We start from the raw sequence: 16,116 nt of genomic DNA, 5'->3' as shown, positions 1-16,116 counted from the left end.
AATGGATTACGAAGATATTGAAATTTTATTTGCCGAAGACAGCATGGAAGATGCTATGCTGACCGTGCGCGCTCTTAATAAAAGCGGCTTTACAAACAAACTCCTGCATGTCAAGGATGGCGCCGAAGCGCTTGATTTTCTGTACTGCAGGGGAATCTATTCAAAGAGAAATCCAAAATTACATCCCAAACTTCTTCTCTTGGATTTAAAAATGCCCAAGATGTCAGGAATGCAGGTATTGGAAAAAGTCAAAAGCGATGATGCGCTTAAATCTATTCCAATAGTCATTCTTACCTCTTCCCAGGAAGATCCGGACATTGCAGAATGTTATAGTCTTGGTGCTAACAGTTACATTGTAAAACCTGTAGACAGCAACAACTTTTTTAATGCAATAAAAGAACTTGGGATGTATTGGATGATCCTGAGCCAGCCTGCTAATTAAGGATTTAACTTATATTCCTAAAACTATGATTCTATAGTAAATGAAAAAAGATATTAGAGCATTGATATTAGAAGACAATACTTCTGATGCAGATTTATTAATCCGTCACTTGAGAAAATCAGGGGTGTCGTTTGTAACAAAAATAGTCGATTCAAGAAATGTTTTTGAAGAATCTCTTGATACATTTTTGCCCGATATTATCCTATCAGATTATACGCTGCCTTCATTTGATGCTGTTTCTGCGTTTAATATAGTAAAAGACAGGAGCCTTAATATACCCTTTGTCATAATTTCAGGTACTATTGGGGAAGAAAATGCTGTCATGCTTATAAAAGAAGGTGTTACGGATTATGTTTCCAAAAATAATTTCTCATCCCTGATCCAAAAAATAAATCGTGCCCTGAAAGAAGCAGAAGAATTAGTTCAGAAAGAAGAGCTTATTGAAAAACTAAAAATACAGACTGCAGCACTGCTTAAGACAAATCAGGAACTCGAACTCCAAAATGCGGAGAAGGAAAAAAGAGCAATTGAGCTATTGAATGCAAATAAAGAACTGCTTGCTTTTAATTTTATCTCAAGCCATGACCTGCAGGAACCGCTGCGAAAAATTCAGACTTTCATTTCCATTATAATGGAAAAAGAGATCAACACGATGACTGAGGCGGGAAAAAACAATTTGAAACGCATACATGTCTCGGCAACAAGAATGAGACAGCTTATTGAAGATTTACTGGAATTTTCAAAAGTGAGTGTACTGGAACATCCCTATGAAGTGAGTGATTTGAGTGCTGTAATCGAAGATATTAAATCAGAATTTTCAGATGCAATTGATCAAAAAAAAGCTGTTTTTAAAATAAACGGATTAGTGCCTGCCTATATAAGGCCATTCCAATTTCGCCAGCTTATCTATAACCTGATATCAAACTCCTTAAAGTTCTCTATACCTGATATTGAACTTCATATTACCATACAATCTACTATACTTAAGTACAGTGAATTCAAGCTGCTTAATCTGCCAGGTAGTACGCAGGTTTGTGACTATTGGAATCTTACTTTTAAAGATAATGGAATTGGCTTTGAAGCTCAATACAACGAGACTGTCTTTATCATATTTCAAAGACTCCATCACATTGAGGAATATCCCGGAACGGGAATTGGTCTGGCTATTGTAAAGAAAATTGTAGAAAATCATAATGGAATTATAACCGCTGATGGTAATTTAAACAAGGGCGTTTTATTCAACATTTATATCCCAGTAATTAAACAAAAATTTTAAATTTATATTTAATTTTAGCCTTAGAAATCTATTAGATAATAAGGAAAATGGCATTGCACGCTATTTGTTCAATTATCGTATTAGTGCATGTAAGAGCATTAAAAACATTTTTAAACTCATAGCAGGAGCCCCATTTAAACGAGTTTTAAAATCACAAAACAGGCATTTTATTATTTGTGTTTTTTAGATATTTCTTTTCTGCCTTTTCTTTTCCAAAGAATAAATCCCGTAATAGAAAGTATTGCAGGACTGAATCCGGCAATTACATACAAAATTTTTATCCAAAAACTGTCATAATCCCCCCTGTGAAGCTGTTTCATGATCCAATAAAACCGGTCGGAAAATGATTTTTCTTCAATGCGTATGGTTTTGATCCAAGTTCCGTTATCACTGTCATAATAAACGTCGCTGCCTTTACCAAAATACAGCGGGTTTTGGGTATCAGAAAACTCACCGCTTACTATAATATCCGTTTTTTTATCAGCAGCTATTTTTACGGCAATTGGATTGAAATTTGGAATTTCCCGGGCATGTTTTATCACCTGGTCAATATTTGCCCTTGTCCGATAATTCTGTTCTTTCTTAGAAATTAATTCCCATTCAGAAGGTAAAAAAAGACTTTTATTCATCCAGAAACCTGTAAAAAAAAGAATAAAATTAAGCAACAGGGTCCAGACACCAATAATCCTGTGCAGCGAAGAATAAAGGGTTCTGGAAGATTTACGATTTAACTTCTCTTTAAAAACAAGTACAGCAAATATCTTTTTGCGATAAATGATCACACCTGTAATTAAGTTTAAAATTAATGCAATGGCCGCAATGGCCGTTATAAGCCTGCCTGGTTTATCAATTAAAAGGGAATAATGCGCAGCATACAGCCAGCGGAAAAAAGGCGATTGTAAAGAGCTAAAACTGCCTTCTGCTACAATTTTTCCAGAATAAGGGTCTACCATACAGCAATAGAGATAATTATCGCTGACATTATCCTGATAATTAAAAATCATAAATTCATAGGTGTCGCAGCTATTTCTGGGAAAAGTCTGCAGCATGATCTGCCGCGCCTGGGGATACCTCTCAGAGACTTTATGATACATCTGGTTTAATGAAATGGTTTTACTGCCCTTTACACAGCAATGCATTGGCGGATTATTGAAATACTCAATCTCTTTTTTAAAAACCAATAAAGCGCCCGAAATTCCAAAAAACAGATACAGTACCCCGAAAAACAATCCGAGGCAGCTGTGCAGTTTAAATGAGGTCTTTGTAATTTTTTTCAATGGAAGTTCTGAATTACAGCATTACAATTTTAATTTCAAAGATAAAATCACCTGGCGAAGGGTTCCCGGAGTAACCATACCACGGCCGCCATACCAATAATGTTCGTTGAGCAGGTTATTGGCAGAAAGTGAAAATACATAACGGGTTTTCTCAAAACTCAGCACCGAGTTGATTACCGTATAAGGATTCGTATAAAAAGAGCCATTGATATTATTGATCATCAGATCTTTACCATAATGACTGCCGCCTATACCTAATGAAAAGCCATTTAAAGCTTTTGACTGCGGAGCGTAATTCACGTACCAGGTTCCGGAAAGTTTGGGACCGGCATCTACAGGCCTTAGCCCTTGAGTAAGTGCATCGGAAACAATAAGTTTACTGTCATTATAAGCAAAACCAGCATGCAAAAACAGTCCTTTCATCGGATTTGATTCTAAATCTGCTTCAAAACCTTTACTGCGCTGCTCGCCATCCTGCAGATAGGAAGCCGTATCATTTGGATTTTGTCTTACCGCATTGGTTAGATCAATATTATAATAGCTCAAAACGGCATCCAACAGGTTCTTTTTCAGGGAAACTTTAACTCCCGATTCCCACTGGTTTCCATAAACGGGCTGGAAATTGGTCATCTGCCCGTTTACCGACTGCGGTGCCTGCGGCTGAAAACCATTCATATAATTAGCAAATAATGCTATTCTTTCAGGGATAATCTGGTAATTGATTCCCAATTTCGGAGAAACAGCCGTTTGTGTGTAATCCCCGGTAGTTGTCGCTGTTAATAAATCCTCAGTCCCTTTGTTATTGATGTAATTGATTCGGGCACTAAGCATTACACTTAAATTCTCCAAAGGGTTGATAACGTCTGAAATATATAGGGAATAATGATCCTGAATTGCCTTATAATTCTCTCCATAGGGTTTTAAGGCCAATTGACCGGAAATGTATTCATTATTAAAATTAGCATTCTCAGGATCTGTCCCAGCAGCTGAAACTTTAGTAAAATTCATAGATTTACTGGCAATCCCATAGAGATAATGATAGTATTCAACCCCCGCAATCAGCCGGTTTTTCACACTGCCAATTTTGAAATTCCCCACAAAATCCTGCTGGATCTGCTGGCTGGTAATGTTTTCCGGATACATTCTGTACACTCTTCGCGTCACATTCTGGCTGTTATCATCTAATCTTAATCGGATGTAATCGCCCGGAGTTTTATTATTGACTGAAATTAAATTGGTTTCCGATTTCCAATTCTCTGAAAGCCTGTAAATGACTTTTCCGTAAATATTTACTGCCTTATTATTGAGTGTAAGTGAGTTGTCATTGAAAGAACGGTAATAATCCAAATGGAGTTCATCTGCTGATTTAGCAGTCCCCAAAGCCACCTGGTAAAGCGGATTGTTGGTAGCGGTTTTGTTTAAAATTTCGGCATCAAGCTGAATATTTAAATCATAGCTGATTTTATAAGAAATACTTGGAGCTAAAAAAAATGTTTTTGAAAAACCCTGGTCCTGAAAAGTATCATTGTAGTTATAAGCGCCGGTTAAACGGGCAAGAACCTTTCCATCTTTGTCAAGAGGTGTATTGATATCAAGAGTTGCACGTTGCAGATTGTAAGATCCGCCCATTACAGTAATGTCAGCAAAAGTGGTCTGTTGTGGTTTTAGGGTAACCCGATTAATTAGTCCTCCAAAAGTAATCATAGTTGCGCCGCCTCCGCCAAAAATTACAGCACTTGGTCCTTTAATTACTTCTAACTGGGCGATGTTTGCCGGATCCATATCAGAGGCCACATAACCGTTTACGCCATTTCTGAAGCTCGATCGGGTACGAAATCCCCGGATGGAATAATAAGGTGAAATTCCTGCCCAGCTGGGCGCAACACCTGTGGCATTTTTGAGCATTTCGCCTTGAGTGAAAAAATTTCTGTTTTTAATAAGCTGCGGTAAGACCGAAGCGGTCACCTGAGGATTTTCCAGGTTCTTGAGTGGCAATTTAGAAGCCAGTTCACTGGAAACATCTTTGGACTTTCTGACTCCTTCAATAATCACCTCGTCCATTAAGGTATATTTGCCCGATATGCTGTCTTTTTTTTGCGCATAGATTTGTAGTGAAGCCGTCAAAGCTGCCGCAAAAAATAGTACTTTTTTCATTTTGTAATTTTTATATAATTTTAATTTTATTAAAGTGCAAGCAATCTTTCATTGTTATACAACAATGAAAAATTATTCCAATAGGAATTGCAATGGAAATTATAATTTATATAAAAAGAGAAGGGGGACGGAAAGTCTCTGTTAAAACAGAAACAGGCTTATTGTCGAATCTAGCCGAAAAGCCAGCTTTGATTTCAATAGGTTCTAATAATTTGAAAGTCTTATTTGAAGTGTTTAAAATGTAAACCAACTCTGTTTTTTCTTTAAGGTTGTTCTGCATTTTCTTTTCGTTGTCGTCGTATTTCTTTAGACTTTTTTGAAGTTCACAGCGTCCGTTACAGGTATTAAAAACCATTTTTCGCTGTACGCAGATTGTTTTTACAATTTCTTGCTGCTCTAGTTTAAAAGATACATAAACAAAAACACTGCCAAATGATGGCACTAAAATAATGCAGCCAAGCAATACGATTAGATACTTTTTCAAAGTTATTGTTTTGTTTATGGAGCGCAAAAGTACTCTTTTTTGTTTTTATCTTAAATAAAGTTCTTGTTTTCTTTACCAAAAAACACCACTTTGTCTATTTATAATACTTGGGATTAAAACGGTTCTCTCATACCTGTTTTTTTTAACATAATTCAAGGTGTTAACATTAAAAAGTTAATCTAATAAAGAACAATTGCATAACCATAATAATGCGACCGTCAAGACATAATTGAAGATCAATTGTCGTGGCAATGTCACGACAATCTTACCCAATAAATAGGTTGTTTTTTTCATTTTACATCAATCCTTAACAGGATAACTAAACCAAATTTGTAAAGCCACTGAATTTCCCGCTCTCGTTTTTTCAAATATAACTGTTGCTTCACTAAAGCAAAAAATTGGTTTGTTTCCGAATTGTCTTTTTAACTTTTTAGCCCCGATAGCAGTGGAAATCCTTTTTCGGCGGGGTTCGGCGCAAAAGATTGGAACGTATAGCGGGAAGAGCTCCTAAAAATTCTTCAGTATAACCCCACGAAAATTGGCATTTTGAAAGTGATATCCTTTATTTCTGCTTTTGGGCCAGTTACGTAAAAAATAAATTACCTTTATCCGGCATTACCACTTTCTAAGAAATCAAAATTTATTTAAGCTTTAAATCCAATCCTATGAGCCAAGAAGAATTATTGGTATTAATCCGCAAAAAAGATGAAAGGGCTTTCACCCATCTCTATGATATGTATTCAAAAAGCTTGTTTTCGGTCATAAATGTTCTGGTAAAAAACCGCGAAGAAGCCGAAGATGTCCTGCAGGAAGTCTTTGTAAAAATCTGGAAAAACATCGATAGCTACAGCGAAAGCAAGGGCCGGTTCTACACTTGGATCCTTAATATTGCAAGGAATACATCTATTGACAAGCTGCGATCCAAAAATTTCAACAACACCCAAAAAAACCTTTCTTCGGATAATTTCGTAAATCTGTTAGATGACAGTAATAAATTAGCTAATAAACTAGATGCAATTGGCATTCAGGAGTTCGTTAAAAAACTGAAACCAAAATGTATCGAGATTATTGATCTGCTATTCTTTAAGGGATATACCCAGCAGGAAGCTTCAGAAGAATTAGCTATACCTTTGGGAACTGTAAAGACACAAAACAGAAACTGTATCAACGATTTAAGAAATTATTTAAAGATATAATGGAAGATAAGCAATATATTGAATCAGGCATTTTAGAACTTTACGTTTACGGCCTGCTGACAGAAAAAGAGAACCTGGAAATTGCCGAACTGGCCAGAAAAAACCCTGAGATTGAAAGTGAAATCATTTCTATAGAAAAAGCTGTTTCAGCCTTATCATCAAGCTTCTCACCTTTCCATTCGGCTGCCAATTTCGAGAAAATAAAAGCGCGTTTAGAGCTTAAACATACTAAAGTTGTCGATATAAAACCAGCATCAAACCTGCCGCAATACTTCGGCTGGGCGGCTGCAGTATTATTATTGCTAGGTTTTGGATATCAGACTTTAGAACTGGCAAAATCCAAACAGGCAGTCTCTGAGGCTGGAGGCAAAAAAAATAAAATTGAAAGAGAATATGCTATTTTAGACCAGCAGAATAAACAGACTGAGAAAAATCTGAGCATTGTGAGAGACATTAAAAATACAAGCGTTACTCTGGGCGGACAATCAGTATCTCCGGCATCATTTGCAAAAGTGTACTGGAACACAGAAACAAAAACGACTTATATCGACGCGGCAGGTCTGCCAAACCCTCCAAAAGGAATGGTTTACCAGGTTTGGTCTTTAAAACTAAGTCCGGTGCTTACACCGACAAGTATTGGTCTGCTGGATAATTTTGAAGAAAACTCTCAAAAAATCTTCGCTGTAAGCCAAACCGATTCAGCTGAAGCTTTTGGCATCACGCTGGAACCTGCAGGGGGAAGCCTCACACCTACAATGGAACAGCTTTATACTTTAGGAAAAGTCTAATTCCATAAAAAGACCTAAATAAAAAGCGCATATTGATCCTGTTCAATATGCGCTTTTTGGGATTCAATACTGCACTCTGGCGGAACTTTACCCAAACCCCTTAGCCATAGTAAAAAAGCTAAAATCATCTTCCACATTCACTTTAAAAATAAGATAAACTGAAGCGCAGCCCAAGTTAAAAGCCAACAGGAATCGACACCAAAAATGGAATAGCCCCATACTCCTTTTATTTAGATTTCTATTTAATTGAAATAATGAAAATCCATTATAAATGGTTAACTATTTATAATTTATTGAATTTTCCGCTCTCACTCTCCGATTATCAATTATTGCTCAGCTGAGACAAAAAATTAGTTTTCTCCTCAAGCGTTTGGTGCGACGGCCCGCCTCTTTTATAACATGAATCAATGATGTGTAGTAATTTATAGTAGAAAAGCTAATTATAAAATTAATTAATAATTATGTAATTATCACCAAATCAATTAGTCTAACTTTACAAAATGAGGAATTGATTACTCCCATGCAGAATTAAGTAAACATTTTTTGGAAGATTATGTTTATGGACAAGCCCGTCGCAGCGTGCACCGCAGCTGACGGGTTCTATTTTTGTATCACTTGCTTCAGAACTTTGCTGTAAGTTTGAAACTGAAGCTGATTAAGCATTTATGACAGATTGATTTTGTATTTTTCTTCTATTGGCGAAGAAGCCTTATTCGGTGCAAGCTGTCCTATCTGGAATACTTTTTCAATAAATTCAATGCTTTGATCCACTGAAGTGTTTTCATTTTTTAAATGGCTGGCAAAATGGTTTGTTAATTTTTGAATAATTCTTGAACTGATTAAATCCATCTGTGCATCATCAAAATGGGTTGTTTTCTTTTTTTGAAAAGCAAATTCTGCTGATACAATATCATTTAGCTTGGATTTTAAGGCATGGATAGTCGGAGCACATTTTCGGCCGTTCACCCAGGTATTCAGTTCTAATTTCAGATCATCAATAATGGCTTCCGCCGCAGGAATATGCTGTTTTCTTTTTTCCAGCGTGTCATCCGTAATTTGAGACAGATCATCCAGATGTATTAAAGTTACACCGGGGATTTCTTCTACATTGGCATCTACATTGCGCGGGATGGATAAATCCAGAATCAATAAGGGTTTCTGTAAAGCAAGCGATGTTTTGTCAATAGTGGGATTTTGTGCTCCTGTAGCTACAACCAGCACATCGGCCTGCTGCAGTTCCTGTTTTAAATCAGCATAATCTTTTACAATAACATTCAGCTTGCCAGCCAGTAATTCGGCTTTGTTTTTTGTTCTGTTTATAAGGGCAATATGGCTGTTTTTAGTATGTTTTACTAAGTTTTCGCACGTATTTCTTCCTATTTTCCCCGTTCCGAATAACAAAATATTTTTATTCCCAATATCCGCCACATTTCGGATAATATACTGCACTGATGCAAAAGAAACGGATGTTGCACCAGAAGAAATTTTAGTCTCTGTTTTAACTTTTTTGCTCGCTTGAATAACCATATTTACTAAACGGTCCAGAAAAGTATTTACCAAACCTTCCCGTTTACTATGATTAAAAGCGATTTTAATTTGGCTGATGATTTCAAAATCGCCCAGAATCTGACTGTCTAAACCTGTTCCTACCCGGAATATATGGCTGACAGCTTCTTCATTCTTATATATATAAGCAGCCTGCTGAAATTCTTCTACAGAACCATTGCTGTTTTCGCAAAGCAACTTGATGAGTTCATAAGGATGATGGGCAAATCCATAAATTTCAGTTCTGTTACAAGTAGAAGTAACAATCAATGATTCTATACCTTCTGCTTTGGCTTGCATCAATAAATCAGATTGTGCTTTAGTATCTAAACTAAATTTTCCTCTTATAACTGCATCTGCTTTCTTATAGCTTAACCCTAATGCGTAAAAAGTGGTAGATCTGGACATATTAAAATTTTCCATATTTATGCTTTCCTTAAAAAGTTCAAAAAATTATTACTAAGTAATTTATATAACAAGGCTATAAGAACTTACTATATCGCTTTACAATACATCGATTCAAATTGGCGATTTTATATAATTTCCTGCCATTATACATGATATTAGACTTTCAAAATATTTATATACTGATTCTAAAATATTGCTAAGAGTCCAGCACTTCAAATAGTATTGAAATATAAAACGCTGCCTTTTTCAGGCAGCGTTTTGAGAAGAAAATTATTTTTGAACTATAGGAGTTCTCAATGATTCCAAAACAGCAACAATATCCGTATAAAGCTCTGTATTTGAAGCAACTCCATTTGCATTAGCGGCTGCCCCTACATAACCTTCGAATTTTGTATAATCTGCACTGCTTGATTTTGTTCCCATACGAGGATTTTTCGCAGGATCATGCGCTGCAACCATATTCAAACCAGAATATGTATTTACAGCATTGGTACCTCCGGTATTAAATGAAAAGAAATCAGTCAGATTATCTGATAATTTAGCAATATTAGTAGACTGGGTAGTTCCGGTTTCTGCCAATAAAGGTGCAAAATGTGCCTGCAAATTACCTGCCGCATTGGATTGAATATCAGCAACAATTAATCCAATAGTTGAATTTACGACTTTACGGAAACTCAAACGACCCTGTTCAATCATCTGCCCTGAATTATCCGGATCGGAAACCATTTTAGTTCCGCCTAATCGTTCGTAGATAGAAGCCTTAACCGGTGCTGGGGTTTCGTCGTCATTACTGCTGCAGGAAATCATAGCTGCCGATGCAGCAATTAGTACACTAAGTGTAAGTTTTGAATAAACTTTCATAAATTTAAAGTATTAAAGGGTTAATTAAAAAAACGATTTATCTTTTGAGACAGTTTATAGCTCAAACTATTTTGATTCATTGGGCAGACTTCTTTGTCTGCTAAATTTGCCGGTAAAATATAGCGCTGCGCATCGTAACGTCCTTTAGCCATCAACTCGTTGAAAACTTTCTCCGAGTTTGTAATTTTATTATTGTGGAAATACACCACAACATTTCTTTTAACGATGATAGAGTCTGATGTCAGGCCTTTTATGCTTCTAAGGTCGGCACAAATTTTTCTGGCCTGCAGAGAATCAATATCTGATTTAAAATCGATTCTGCTTACTTGGAGATTTGGGGTGTCATAAACGGGCGGTTTGGCCGTTATAATGTGAAAAAGCAAAATCGCGGCAAACAGTACAAATATGCCGCTCAGAATTAAAAGTCCTTTTTTGATTATTTTATTAGTCTTCATAATTTTTTTATGGTTTTAAAATTATCTACGTGTACTTTAGAGCTGCGGTTTTAGAAATAATAGAAAATCGATTAATTTAGAATCATTTTAAATACAGAAATTACCTAATAATTTAATTATAAAGTAGATACTAAAAAACCCTGGCAAGATTAAATCCAAAAAATATATCTCCTTTTGTCCAGTCGCCAGTGGTTCTTCCTAGATATCCAGCCTCATCAATTGCCTGTGAACTGGTAAAATGCATCTGGAAAACATGTCCGCCGGTTTCCAGATCAAAACCAATAGACAGCGGATTTTTATAAAGTGAATTTGGCGCTCTGTTTAAATGCGCCGCATAATCCATATTTAAGGACCAGCGCTTAGCGAATTTATATCTTCCTCCAAATCCTATGGCATATTGGGAATTGCTTTGGTCTACATCATCAACAAAGTTTTGATGAAAGAATGACGGCACAATTTCTAAAGACAGCTTTTCAGAAAATTTTCTGGAAATCAGCAGCTGCGCAACATAAGTCAGCCTGTCTTTAAATTGAAGTTTCGGATACAGACTTTCTTTTAATGTGTTATTAATAGATAAACTATTAAAACCAGCAATAGTAACAGGAAAGCCGTCTTTTATTTGAGGAAACAGCATATATTTTGTTGCAAAGTCATAAGCAAATTCACTTCTGGCGGCACTTACGTTGAGTCCATTTGTTAGACCGTAAATAAATTTAATCTGCGTATTGGCATTATCCAGTCCATAGAAACCTTCAAAGCCATCTTTAATAGAGCCGAATCGGTGTGCAACAACAAAATACAAATCGCCTTTTGCTGCCAATTTTGTAGATTCGAGATTAACGATTTTTAAGGCTTTGAATGCAGATGTCACTTTTTCTTTTGCAGAAGGAGTTTCTACCCCGGACAATAAATCGGTTTGGGAGAAGGTTAACAGCGGAAATAAAAAAAATAATAGGATAAAGTTTTTCATGAGGTTAGTTTTAAATTGTTATTTGTATTAGTGTACAACTGAAGATTGGTCTATTTTAAATTCCTGGAGCAGTTCGTCATATCCTAAAAAACGCCCTTTAATTTTTAGGGTTTTCCCGGATATAATATTTTGCGGCAAACGGTTTTTGAATGTCACAAATACTTTTTCGCTCATAACAATTCCATTGCCGGCTTTATCAATACTTGTTACCCGTGCAGATAGTTCAATTGTTTTGTCCTGATATTTGATGTAAGCCAGACTGTCGTTTGAAGTAAACTCTCTTTCTAGTTCATTAACGGTTACAACATAATCGGCAGTTTCTGATTCTATATTTCTATGCCCTTTGTAGATGTAGAGGTACGCTGAAATTCCGATTATTATAAAAAGGAAAATTGTAATTAGTATTTTTTTTCTCATAACTGGTTTTTAGTATTTCAAATTATCTACGTTAAAAAATACCTATTGGATTTAAATCATTAAATATGCCTCCTTCGAAATCTGGATTATTCATTTCATCGTATATGATTTTGAAATGCCTGGTAATTCTTAAAGTCATGCATTTATTTATAACTAAAAACCAATCTTATGAATCTAAAAACCCTACTGGCCATCTCATCATTAGCTTCAATTTTTGTAAGCTGTGCCAATGACGACCCAAGCACCCTAAGCGACACTGCACCAATTAATGGTTTGGCAACATACAACCAAAATGTAAAATCTATTATTGATAATAACTGTGTTGTATGCCATGCAGCAGTTCCTAAAAATGGCGCGCCAATGTCTTTAGTTACTTATGAACAGGTGAAAAATGCAGTTTTAAACCGAGGACTCCTTACACGAATTTCTTTAGAAAATGGAGATAGTTCCTTAATGCCGCAAGGTGGACCAAGATTGCCTCAAGCTACTATCGACATTATAAAAAAATGGAATCAGGATGGATTATTAGAAAAATAATCTATAACAGCAACATGAAGAAAATCATAATAATGCCAATGCTATTGGCTTCTTTTATTGTTTTTTCACAGGAAAAAATAGTAACTAAATCTGCAACAATAACTCTGGAAGCTTCAGTACCTTCTTTTCAGCCGGTTGCAGGAACTAACAGCAATGTAACTTTTGTTTTGAATCCCGCAACTGGAGAAGTGGCAAGTCTGGCTTTAATGAAAGGATTCCAGTTTGAAATGGCATTAATGGAAGAACATTTTAATGAAAATTACATGGAAACCGATAAATATCCAAAAGCTATTTTTAGAGGGCAAATAGAAGGATTCGACATTAAAAATCTAACTGAAGATTATAAAGATTACACGATAAAAGGAAAATTAGAAATGCATGGAAAATCCAAGGATATAAGTGCCGATGCAAAAATTACAAGATCGGGTTCCAGCGTCACCTTTATATCTGATTTTGAAGTAAATGCAAGTGATTTTAACATTCCGATTCCAGCGCTTATTAAATATAAACTGGATAATAAAGTCAAAATTCAAATTATTGCAGTTTTAAAATAAGAGCTGCACAAAATAGATAATGATCTAAAAAAAATAAAGGCGAAATAAATGAAAAAAACAATACTTATTGCAATGCTGAGTGTTTACGCTATTGGCGTATCACAAGAAAAAATGGTCAGTAAATCGGCAAAAGTCATTTTTGAAGCTTCCGTTCCTTCTTTTGAAGAAGTTAAGGCAGTAAATCGGAATGTTACTTTTGTTTTGAATCCAGCAACAGGAGAGATTGCAAGTTTAGCCCTGATGAAAGGTTTCCAGTTTAAGGTTGCCTTAATGGAAGAACACTTCAATGAAAATTATATTGAAAGTGACCAATATCCAAAAGCCGTATTTAAAGGAAAGATAGAAGGATTTGATCTTCAAAGCCTAAGCGCAGATGCTAAGGATTTTATCATTAAAGGCAAATTACAACTCCACGGTAAATCCAGGGATATAAATACTGCTGCAAAGATAAGCAGATCACCATCAGGGGTCAGCATTTCATGTAATTTCAGCGTAAATGCCAGTGATTTTAATATTGAAATCCCAAATTTGGTTAAAAGCAAGCTTTCCAATAAAATAAATATCCAGTTTGCCGCAGTTTTAGAAGCCAATAGACAATAACCAGCTGGAAACTATCTCGAAAAGTCAATAATTTTTTATATCAAAAAAATGGAGGAAGAAATACAAATTGAGGACGGCCTTACCCTTATCCGTTTCCAGAACGACAGCTCAGAATCTTTTTCTGCACAGCACGAAATAGGTGCCGGCCTGATACAGTTTCATTTCGCACTAAAAGGTAATGCATTTTTTTTGTCCAGTCAGGATCATTGCACATTAGAATTGAAAGAGGAAAAATCACTGATTTTGTGCAATCTGCAACATCAGTCATTGCTTAAGTTAGAACTTTCTCCAAATTCATGGATGATTTCTGTTATTGTTTCGATTAATAAATTTCACTCGTTATTTTCCGTTCAAGCAGATTATATTTCTATTTTAAGCCCCGATAAGAAGAAAAAAAAGTATTATGCCGAAGCGTACATCAGTCCTGCTATGGCTGTTGTTTTGAGCCAGCTGTTTCATTACAGCCTTCATCCTACCCTAAAGAACCTTTATTATAAAGGAAAAGCATATGAATTATTGAGTCTGTATTTCAATAAAATGGAAGATCCAAACGCAGTGCAATGTCCATTTTTGACTGATGAAGATAACGTGCTGAAAATCAAAAAAGCCAGAGAAATACTTATCGCCAATATGGCCGAACCGCCAGGACTGCAGCAGCTGGCAGATGAAATTGGGCTGAATATGAAAAAATTAAAAACAGGCTTCAAACAAATTTATGGTGATACGGTATACGGTTTTCTGTTTGACTACAAAATGGATTTCGCCTTAAAACTATTGGACAGCGGTTCTTACAATGTAAATGAAGTCGGCCTGAAAATAGGATACAGCACCGGAAGCCACTTTATTGCGGGATTCAAGAAAAAATTTTCCACAACCCCAAAAAGATATCTAATGTCCATTAATACCAATCATAAAAACAGTTTCGCTTTTATAGATTAAGGCATAAATAAAAATATATTTGATTAATTTTAAGAAGCAACAAGTAATGAGTTTGAGGAAAATTAAAACAAAGCTTAAAACAAAAACGATAATGAAAGGCGTATTATTAGTAAATTTGGGATCTCCCGAAAGTCCCGCACCAAAAGATGTAAAACCGTATTTAGATGAATTTCTAATGGATAAATACGTGATCGACGTTCCGTATTTATTGAGAGCATTATTAGTTCGCGGTATTATTTTAAGAAAAAGACCAGAAGAATCAGCGCACGCTTATGCGAAAATCTGGTGGGAAGAAGGTTCTCCATTAGTTGTTCTTTCAGAAAGAATGCAGAAAAAAGTACAGACTTTAGTAAATGTACCGGTTGAACTTGCAATGCGTTACGGAAGCATGACAATCGAGAAAGGACTCCAGCAATTGCATGATAAAGGCGTTACTGAAGTACTGCTTTTTCCGCTGTATCCGCAATATGCAATGGCTTCAACTTTGACTATTTTAGTAAAAGCAGAAGAAATTCGCAAGAAGAAGTTTCCACACATGACTTTTACAGATGTTCCGGCATTTTACAATAAACCGGATTACATCAAGAATTTGGCAGATTCGATTCAAAAACATTTAGTTGGTTTTGAATATGATCATTTGTTGTTTTCTTATCACGGAATTCCAGAGCGTCACATTCGCAAAACCGACGTTACAAAATCACATTGTAAAATTGACGGTTCTTGCTGCAGCACGCCATCTCCGGCACACGATTTCTGTTATCGTCACCAATGTTACGAAACAACAAGGCAAGTTGTAAAATTATTAGGGCTTCCCGAAGATAAATACAGTCTGACATTTCAATCGCGTTTGGCGGGAGATAAATGGTTAGAGCCTTATACTGATATTGAAATTGACAAAATGCCGGCAAAAGGAATTAAAAATCTGGCTGTTGTAACACCTGCTTTCGTTTCGGATTGTTTAGAAACGCTCGAAGAAATCGCCATGCGCGCCAAAGAAGATTTTGAGAAAAATGGAGGGGAAAATTTCCTGGCTATTCCCTGTTTGAATGACGACCAGAAGTGGTGCCAGACTGTTAGCAGCTGGATTAATGAGTGGGCTGAATAATGCTACAATAGCAATTGGGAATATTGGAGCTTTCATTATTAATATATCAATTCGCCCATTTATATTTCATTTTAATTTATTTTTTTACCTCTTTTAAAACCAAAAAGA

At 35.8% G+C, this 16,116-nt stretch carries 17 protein-coding genes; 9 read left to right on the top strand and 8 right to left on the bottom strand.

Going from position 1 to position 16,116, the window contains the following annotated elements:
* The first annotated feature begins 1 nt into the window (after position 1).
* Together AC3Y25_RS13015 and AC3Y25_RS13010 are read left to right on the top strand one after the other, a co-directional pair.
* Positions 2-442 (top strand): response regulator, encoded by a 441-nt coding sequence (locus AC3Y25_RS13015; protein ID WP_109194853.1) that lies wholly within the window; start codon positions 2-4, stop codon positions 440-442.
* A 40-nt stretch (positions 443-482) separates the two neighbouring features.
* Positions 483-1,718 carry a sensor histidine kinase gene (locus AC3Y25_RS13010; protein WP_489903036.1) on the top strand — a complete coding sequence of 412 codons (1,236 nt, stop codon included), beginning with the start codon at positions 483-485 and terminating at the stop codon, positions 1,716-1,718.
* 170 nt (positions 1,719-1,888) lie between these two features.
* Here the strand turns inward: AC3Y25_RS13010 and AC3Y25_RS13005 are convergent, their stop codons facing one another.
* The 3 genes from AC3Y25_RS13005 to AC3Y25_RS12995 form a co-directional block, all read right to left on the bottom strand.
* Positions 1,889-2,995, bottom strand: coding sequence for a PepSY-associated TM helix domain-containing protein (locus tag AC3Y25_RS13005; RefSeq protein WP_111290890.1), 1,107 nt, complete (start codon positions 2,993-2,995; stop codon positions 1,889-1,891).
* 21 nt (positions 2,996-3,016) lie between these two features.
* Positions 3,017-4,990: a TonB-dependent siderophore receptor gene (locus tag AC3Y25_RS13000; RefSeq protein WP_489903035.1), complete on the bottom strand. Its 1,974-nt coding sequence runs from the start codon at positions 4,988-4,990 to the stop codon at positions 3,017-3,019.
* 265 nt (positions 4,991-5,255) lie between these two features.
* Positions 5,256-5,633 carry a hypothetical protein gene (locus tag AC3Y25_RS12995; RefSeq protein ID WP_236673041.1) on the bottom strand — a complete coding sequence of 126 codons (378 nt, stop codon included), beginning with the start codon at positions 5,631-5,633 and terminating at the stop codon, positions 5,256-5,258.
* 665 nt (positions 5,634-6,298) lie between these two features.
* Between AC3Y25_RS12995 and AC3Y25_RS12990 the strand changes: the two genes are divergently transcribed.
* On the top strand, positions 6,299-6,829 hold the full coding sequence (locus AC3Y25_RS12990) for an RNA polymerase sigma factor (protein WP_109193296.1): 531 nt from the start codon (positions 6,299-6,301) through the stop codon (positions 6,827-6,829).
* Positions 6,829-7,617, top strand: a complete 789-nt coding sequence (locus AC3Y25_RS12985) for an anti-sigma factor (protein WP_489903034.1) — start codon at positions 6,829-6,831, stop codon at positions 7,615-7,617. Before AC3Y25_RS12990 ends, AC3Y25_RS12985 begins: the two co-directional genes overlap by 1 nt.
* A 663-nt stretch (positions 7,618-8,280) precedes the next feature.
* On the opposite strand, the gene hemA is transcribed toward AC3Y25_RS12985, so the two are convergent.
* The 5 genes from hemA to AC3Y25_RS12960 form a co-directional block, all read right to left on the bottom strand.
* Positions 8,281-9,585 (bottom strand): glutamyl-tRNA reductase, encoded by a 1,305-nt coding sequence (hemA, locus tag AC3Y25_RS12980; protein ID WP_489903033.1) that lies wholly within the window; start codon positions 9,583-9,585, stop codon positions 8,281-8,283.
* Positions 9,586-9,840: 255 nt separating this feature from the next.
* Entirely contained in the window at positions 9,841-10,431 is a 591-nt protein-coding gene (locus AC3Y25_RS12975; protein ID WP_281865497.1) for a globin family protein, read from the bottom strand.
* A gap of 20 nt (positions 10,432-10,451) precedes the next feature.
* Complete coding sequence (locus tag AC3Y25_RS12970) at positions 10,452-10,886, bottom strand: hypothetical protein (protein WP_109193293.1); 435 nt, start codon at positions 10,884-10,886, stop codon at positions 10,452-10,454.
* 130 nt (positions 10,887-11,016) lie between these two features.
* On the bottom strand, positions 11,017-11,856 hold the full coding sequence (locus AC3Y25_RS12965; protein ID WP_281865496.1) for a DUF5777 family beta-barrel protein: 840 nt from the start codon (positions 11,854-11,856) through the stop codon (positions 11,017-11,019).
* Positions 11,857-11,883: 27 nt separating this feature from the next.
* Complete coding sequence (locus AC3Y25_RS12960) at positions 11,884-12,273, bottom strand: OB-fold protein (protein ID WP_202002382.1); 390 nt, start codon at positions 12,271-12,273, stop codon at positions 11,884-11,886.
* Between the two features lie 168 nt (positions 12,274-12,441).
* Here AC3Y25_RS12960 and AC3Y25_RS12955 point away from each other — a divergent pair, with 168 nt between their 5' ends.
* The 5 genes from AC3Y25_RS12955 (at position 12,442) to hemH (ending at position 16,008) form a co-directional block, all read left to right on the top strand.
* The gene (locus AC3Y25_RS12955; protein WP_202002379.1) at positions 12,442-12,810 is read left to right on the top strand and encodes a hypothetical protein; all 369 of its coding nucleotides are present in this window, start codon (positions 12,442-12,444) and stop codon (positions 12,808-12,810) included.
* A 14-nt stretch (positions 12,811-12,824) separates the two neighbouring features.
* Positions 12,825-13,364, top strand: a complete 540-nt coding sequence (locus tag AC3Y25_RS12950; protein ID WP_489903032.1) for a YceI family protein — start codon at positions 12,825-12,827, stop codon at positions 13,362-13,364.
* A 48-nt stretch (positions 13,365-13,412) separates the two neighbouring features.
* Positions 13,413-13,964 carry a YceI family protein gene (locus AC3Y25_RS12945; RefSeq protein ID WP_278021745.1) on the top strand — a complete coding sequence of 184 codons (552 nt, stop codon included), beginning with the start codon at positions 13,413-13,415 and terminating at the stop codon, positions 13,962-13,964.
* Between the two features lie 48 nt (positions 13,965-14,012).
* Entirely contained in the window at positions 14,013-14,903 is an 891-nt protein-coding gene (locus tag AC3Y25_RS12940) for a helix-turn-helix transcriptional regulator (protein ID WP_489903031.1), read from the top strand.
* Between the two features lie 91 nt (positions 14,904-14,994).
* Positions 14,995-16,008, top strand: a complete 1,014-nt coding sequence (gene hemH, locus AC3Y25_RS12935; RefSeq protein ID WP_289660341.1) for a ferrochelatase — start codon at positions 14,995-14,997, stop codon at positions 16,006-16,008.
* Positions 16,009-16,116 lie beyond the last annotated feature (108 nt).

Source organism: Flavobacterium sp. LK-23 (assembly GCF_058135255.1).
Note: the sequence above shows the minus strand (reverse complement) of the source record. Positions and strands in the feature narration are given on the sequence as shown.

Excerpts from the sequence above, each read along its gene's own strand:
- AC3Y25_RS13015 (WP_109194853.1), top strand. The coding sequence starts at position 2 with ATGGATTACGAAGATATTGAAATTTTATTTGCCGAAGACAGCATGGAA.
- AC3Y25_RS13010 (WP_489903036.1), top strand. The coding sequence starts at position 483 with ATGAAAAAAGATATTAGAGCATTGATATTAGAAGACAATACTTCTGAT.
- AC3Y25_RS12990 (WP_109193296.1), top strand. The coding sequence starts at position 6,299 with ATGAGCCAAGAAGAATTATTGGTATTAATCCGCAAAAAAGATGAAAGG.
- AC3Y25_RS12985 (WP_489903034.1), top strand. The coding sequence starts at position 6,829 with ATGGAAGATAAGCAATATATTGAATCAGGCATTTTAGAACTTTACGTT.
- hemA (WP_489903033.1), bottom strand. The coding sequence starts at position 9,585 with ATGGAAAATTTTAATATGTCCAGATCTACCACTTTTTACGCATTAGGG.
- AC3Y25_RS12975 (WP_281865497.1), bottom strand. The coding sequence starts at position 10,431 with ATGAAAGTTTATTCAAAACTTACACTTAGTGTACTAATTGCTGCATCG.
- AC3Y25_RS12970 (WP_109193293.1), bottom strand. The coding sequence starts at position 10,886 with ATGAAGACTAATAAAATAATCAAAAAAGGACTTTTAATTCTGAGCGGC.
- AC3Y25_RS12965 (WP_281865496.1), bottom strand. The coding sequence starts at position 11,856 with ATGAAAAACTTTATCCTATTATTTTTTTTATTTCCGCTGTTAACCTTC.
- AC3Y25_RS12960 (WP_202002382.1), bottom strand. The coding sequence starts at position 12,273 with ATGAGAAAAAAAATACTAATTACAATTTTCCTTTTTATAATAATCGGA.
- AC3Y25_RS12955 (WP_202002379.1), top strand. The coding sequence starts at position 12,442 with ATGAATCTAAAAACCCTACTGGCCATCTCATCATTAGCTTCAATTTTT.
- AC3Y25_RS12950 (WP_489903032.1), top strand. The coding sequence starts at position 12,825 with ATGAAGAAAATCATAATAATGCCAATGCTATTGGCTTCTTTTATTGTT.
- AC3Y25_RS12945 (WP_278021745.1), top strand. The coding sequence starts at position 13,413 with ATGAAAAAAACAATACTTATTGCAATGCTGAGTGTTTACGCTATTGGC.
- AC3Y25_RS12940 (WP_489903031.1), top strand. The coding sequence starts at position 14,013 with ATGGAGGAAGAAATACAAATTGAGGACGGCCTTACCCTTATCCGTTTC.
- hemH (WP_289660341.1), top strand. The coding sequence starts at position 14,995 with ATGAAAGGCGTATTATTAGTAAATTTGGGATCTCCCGAAAGTCCCGCA.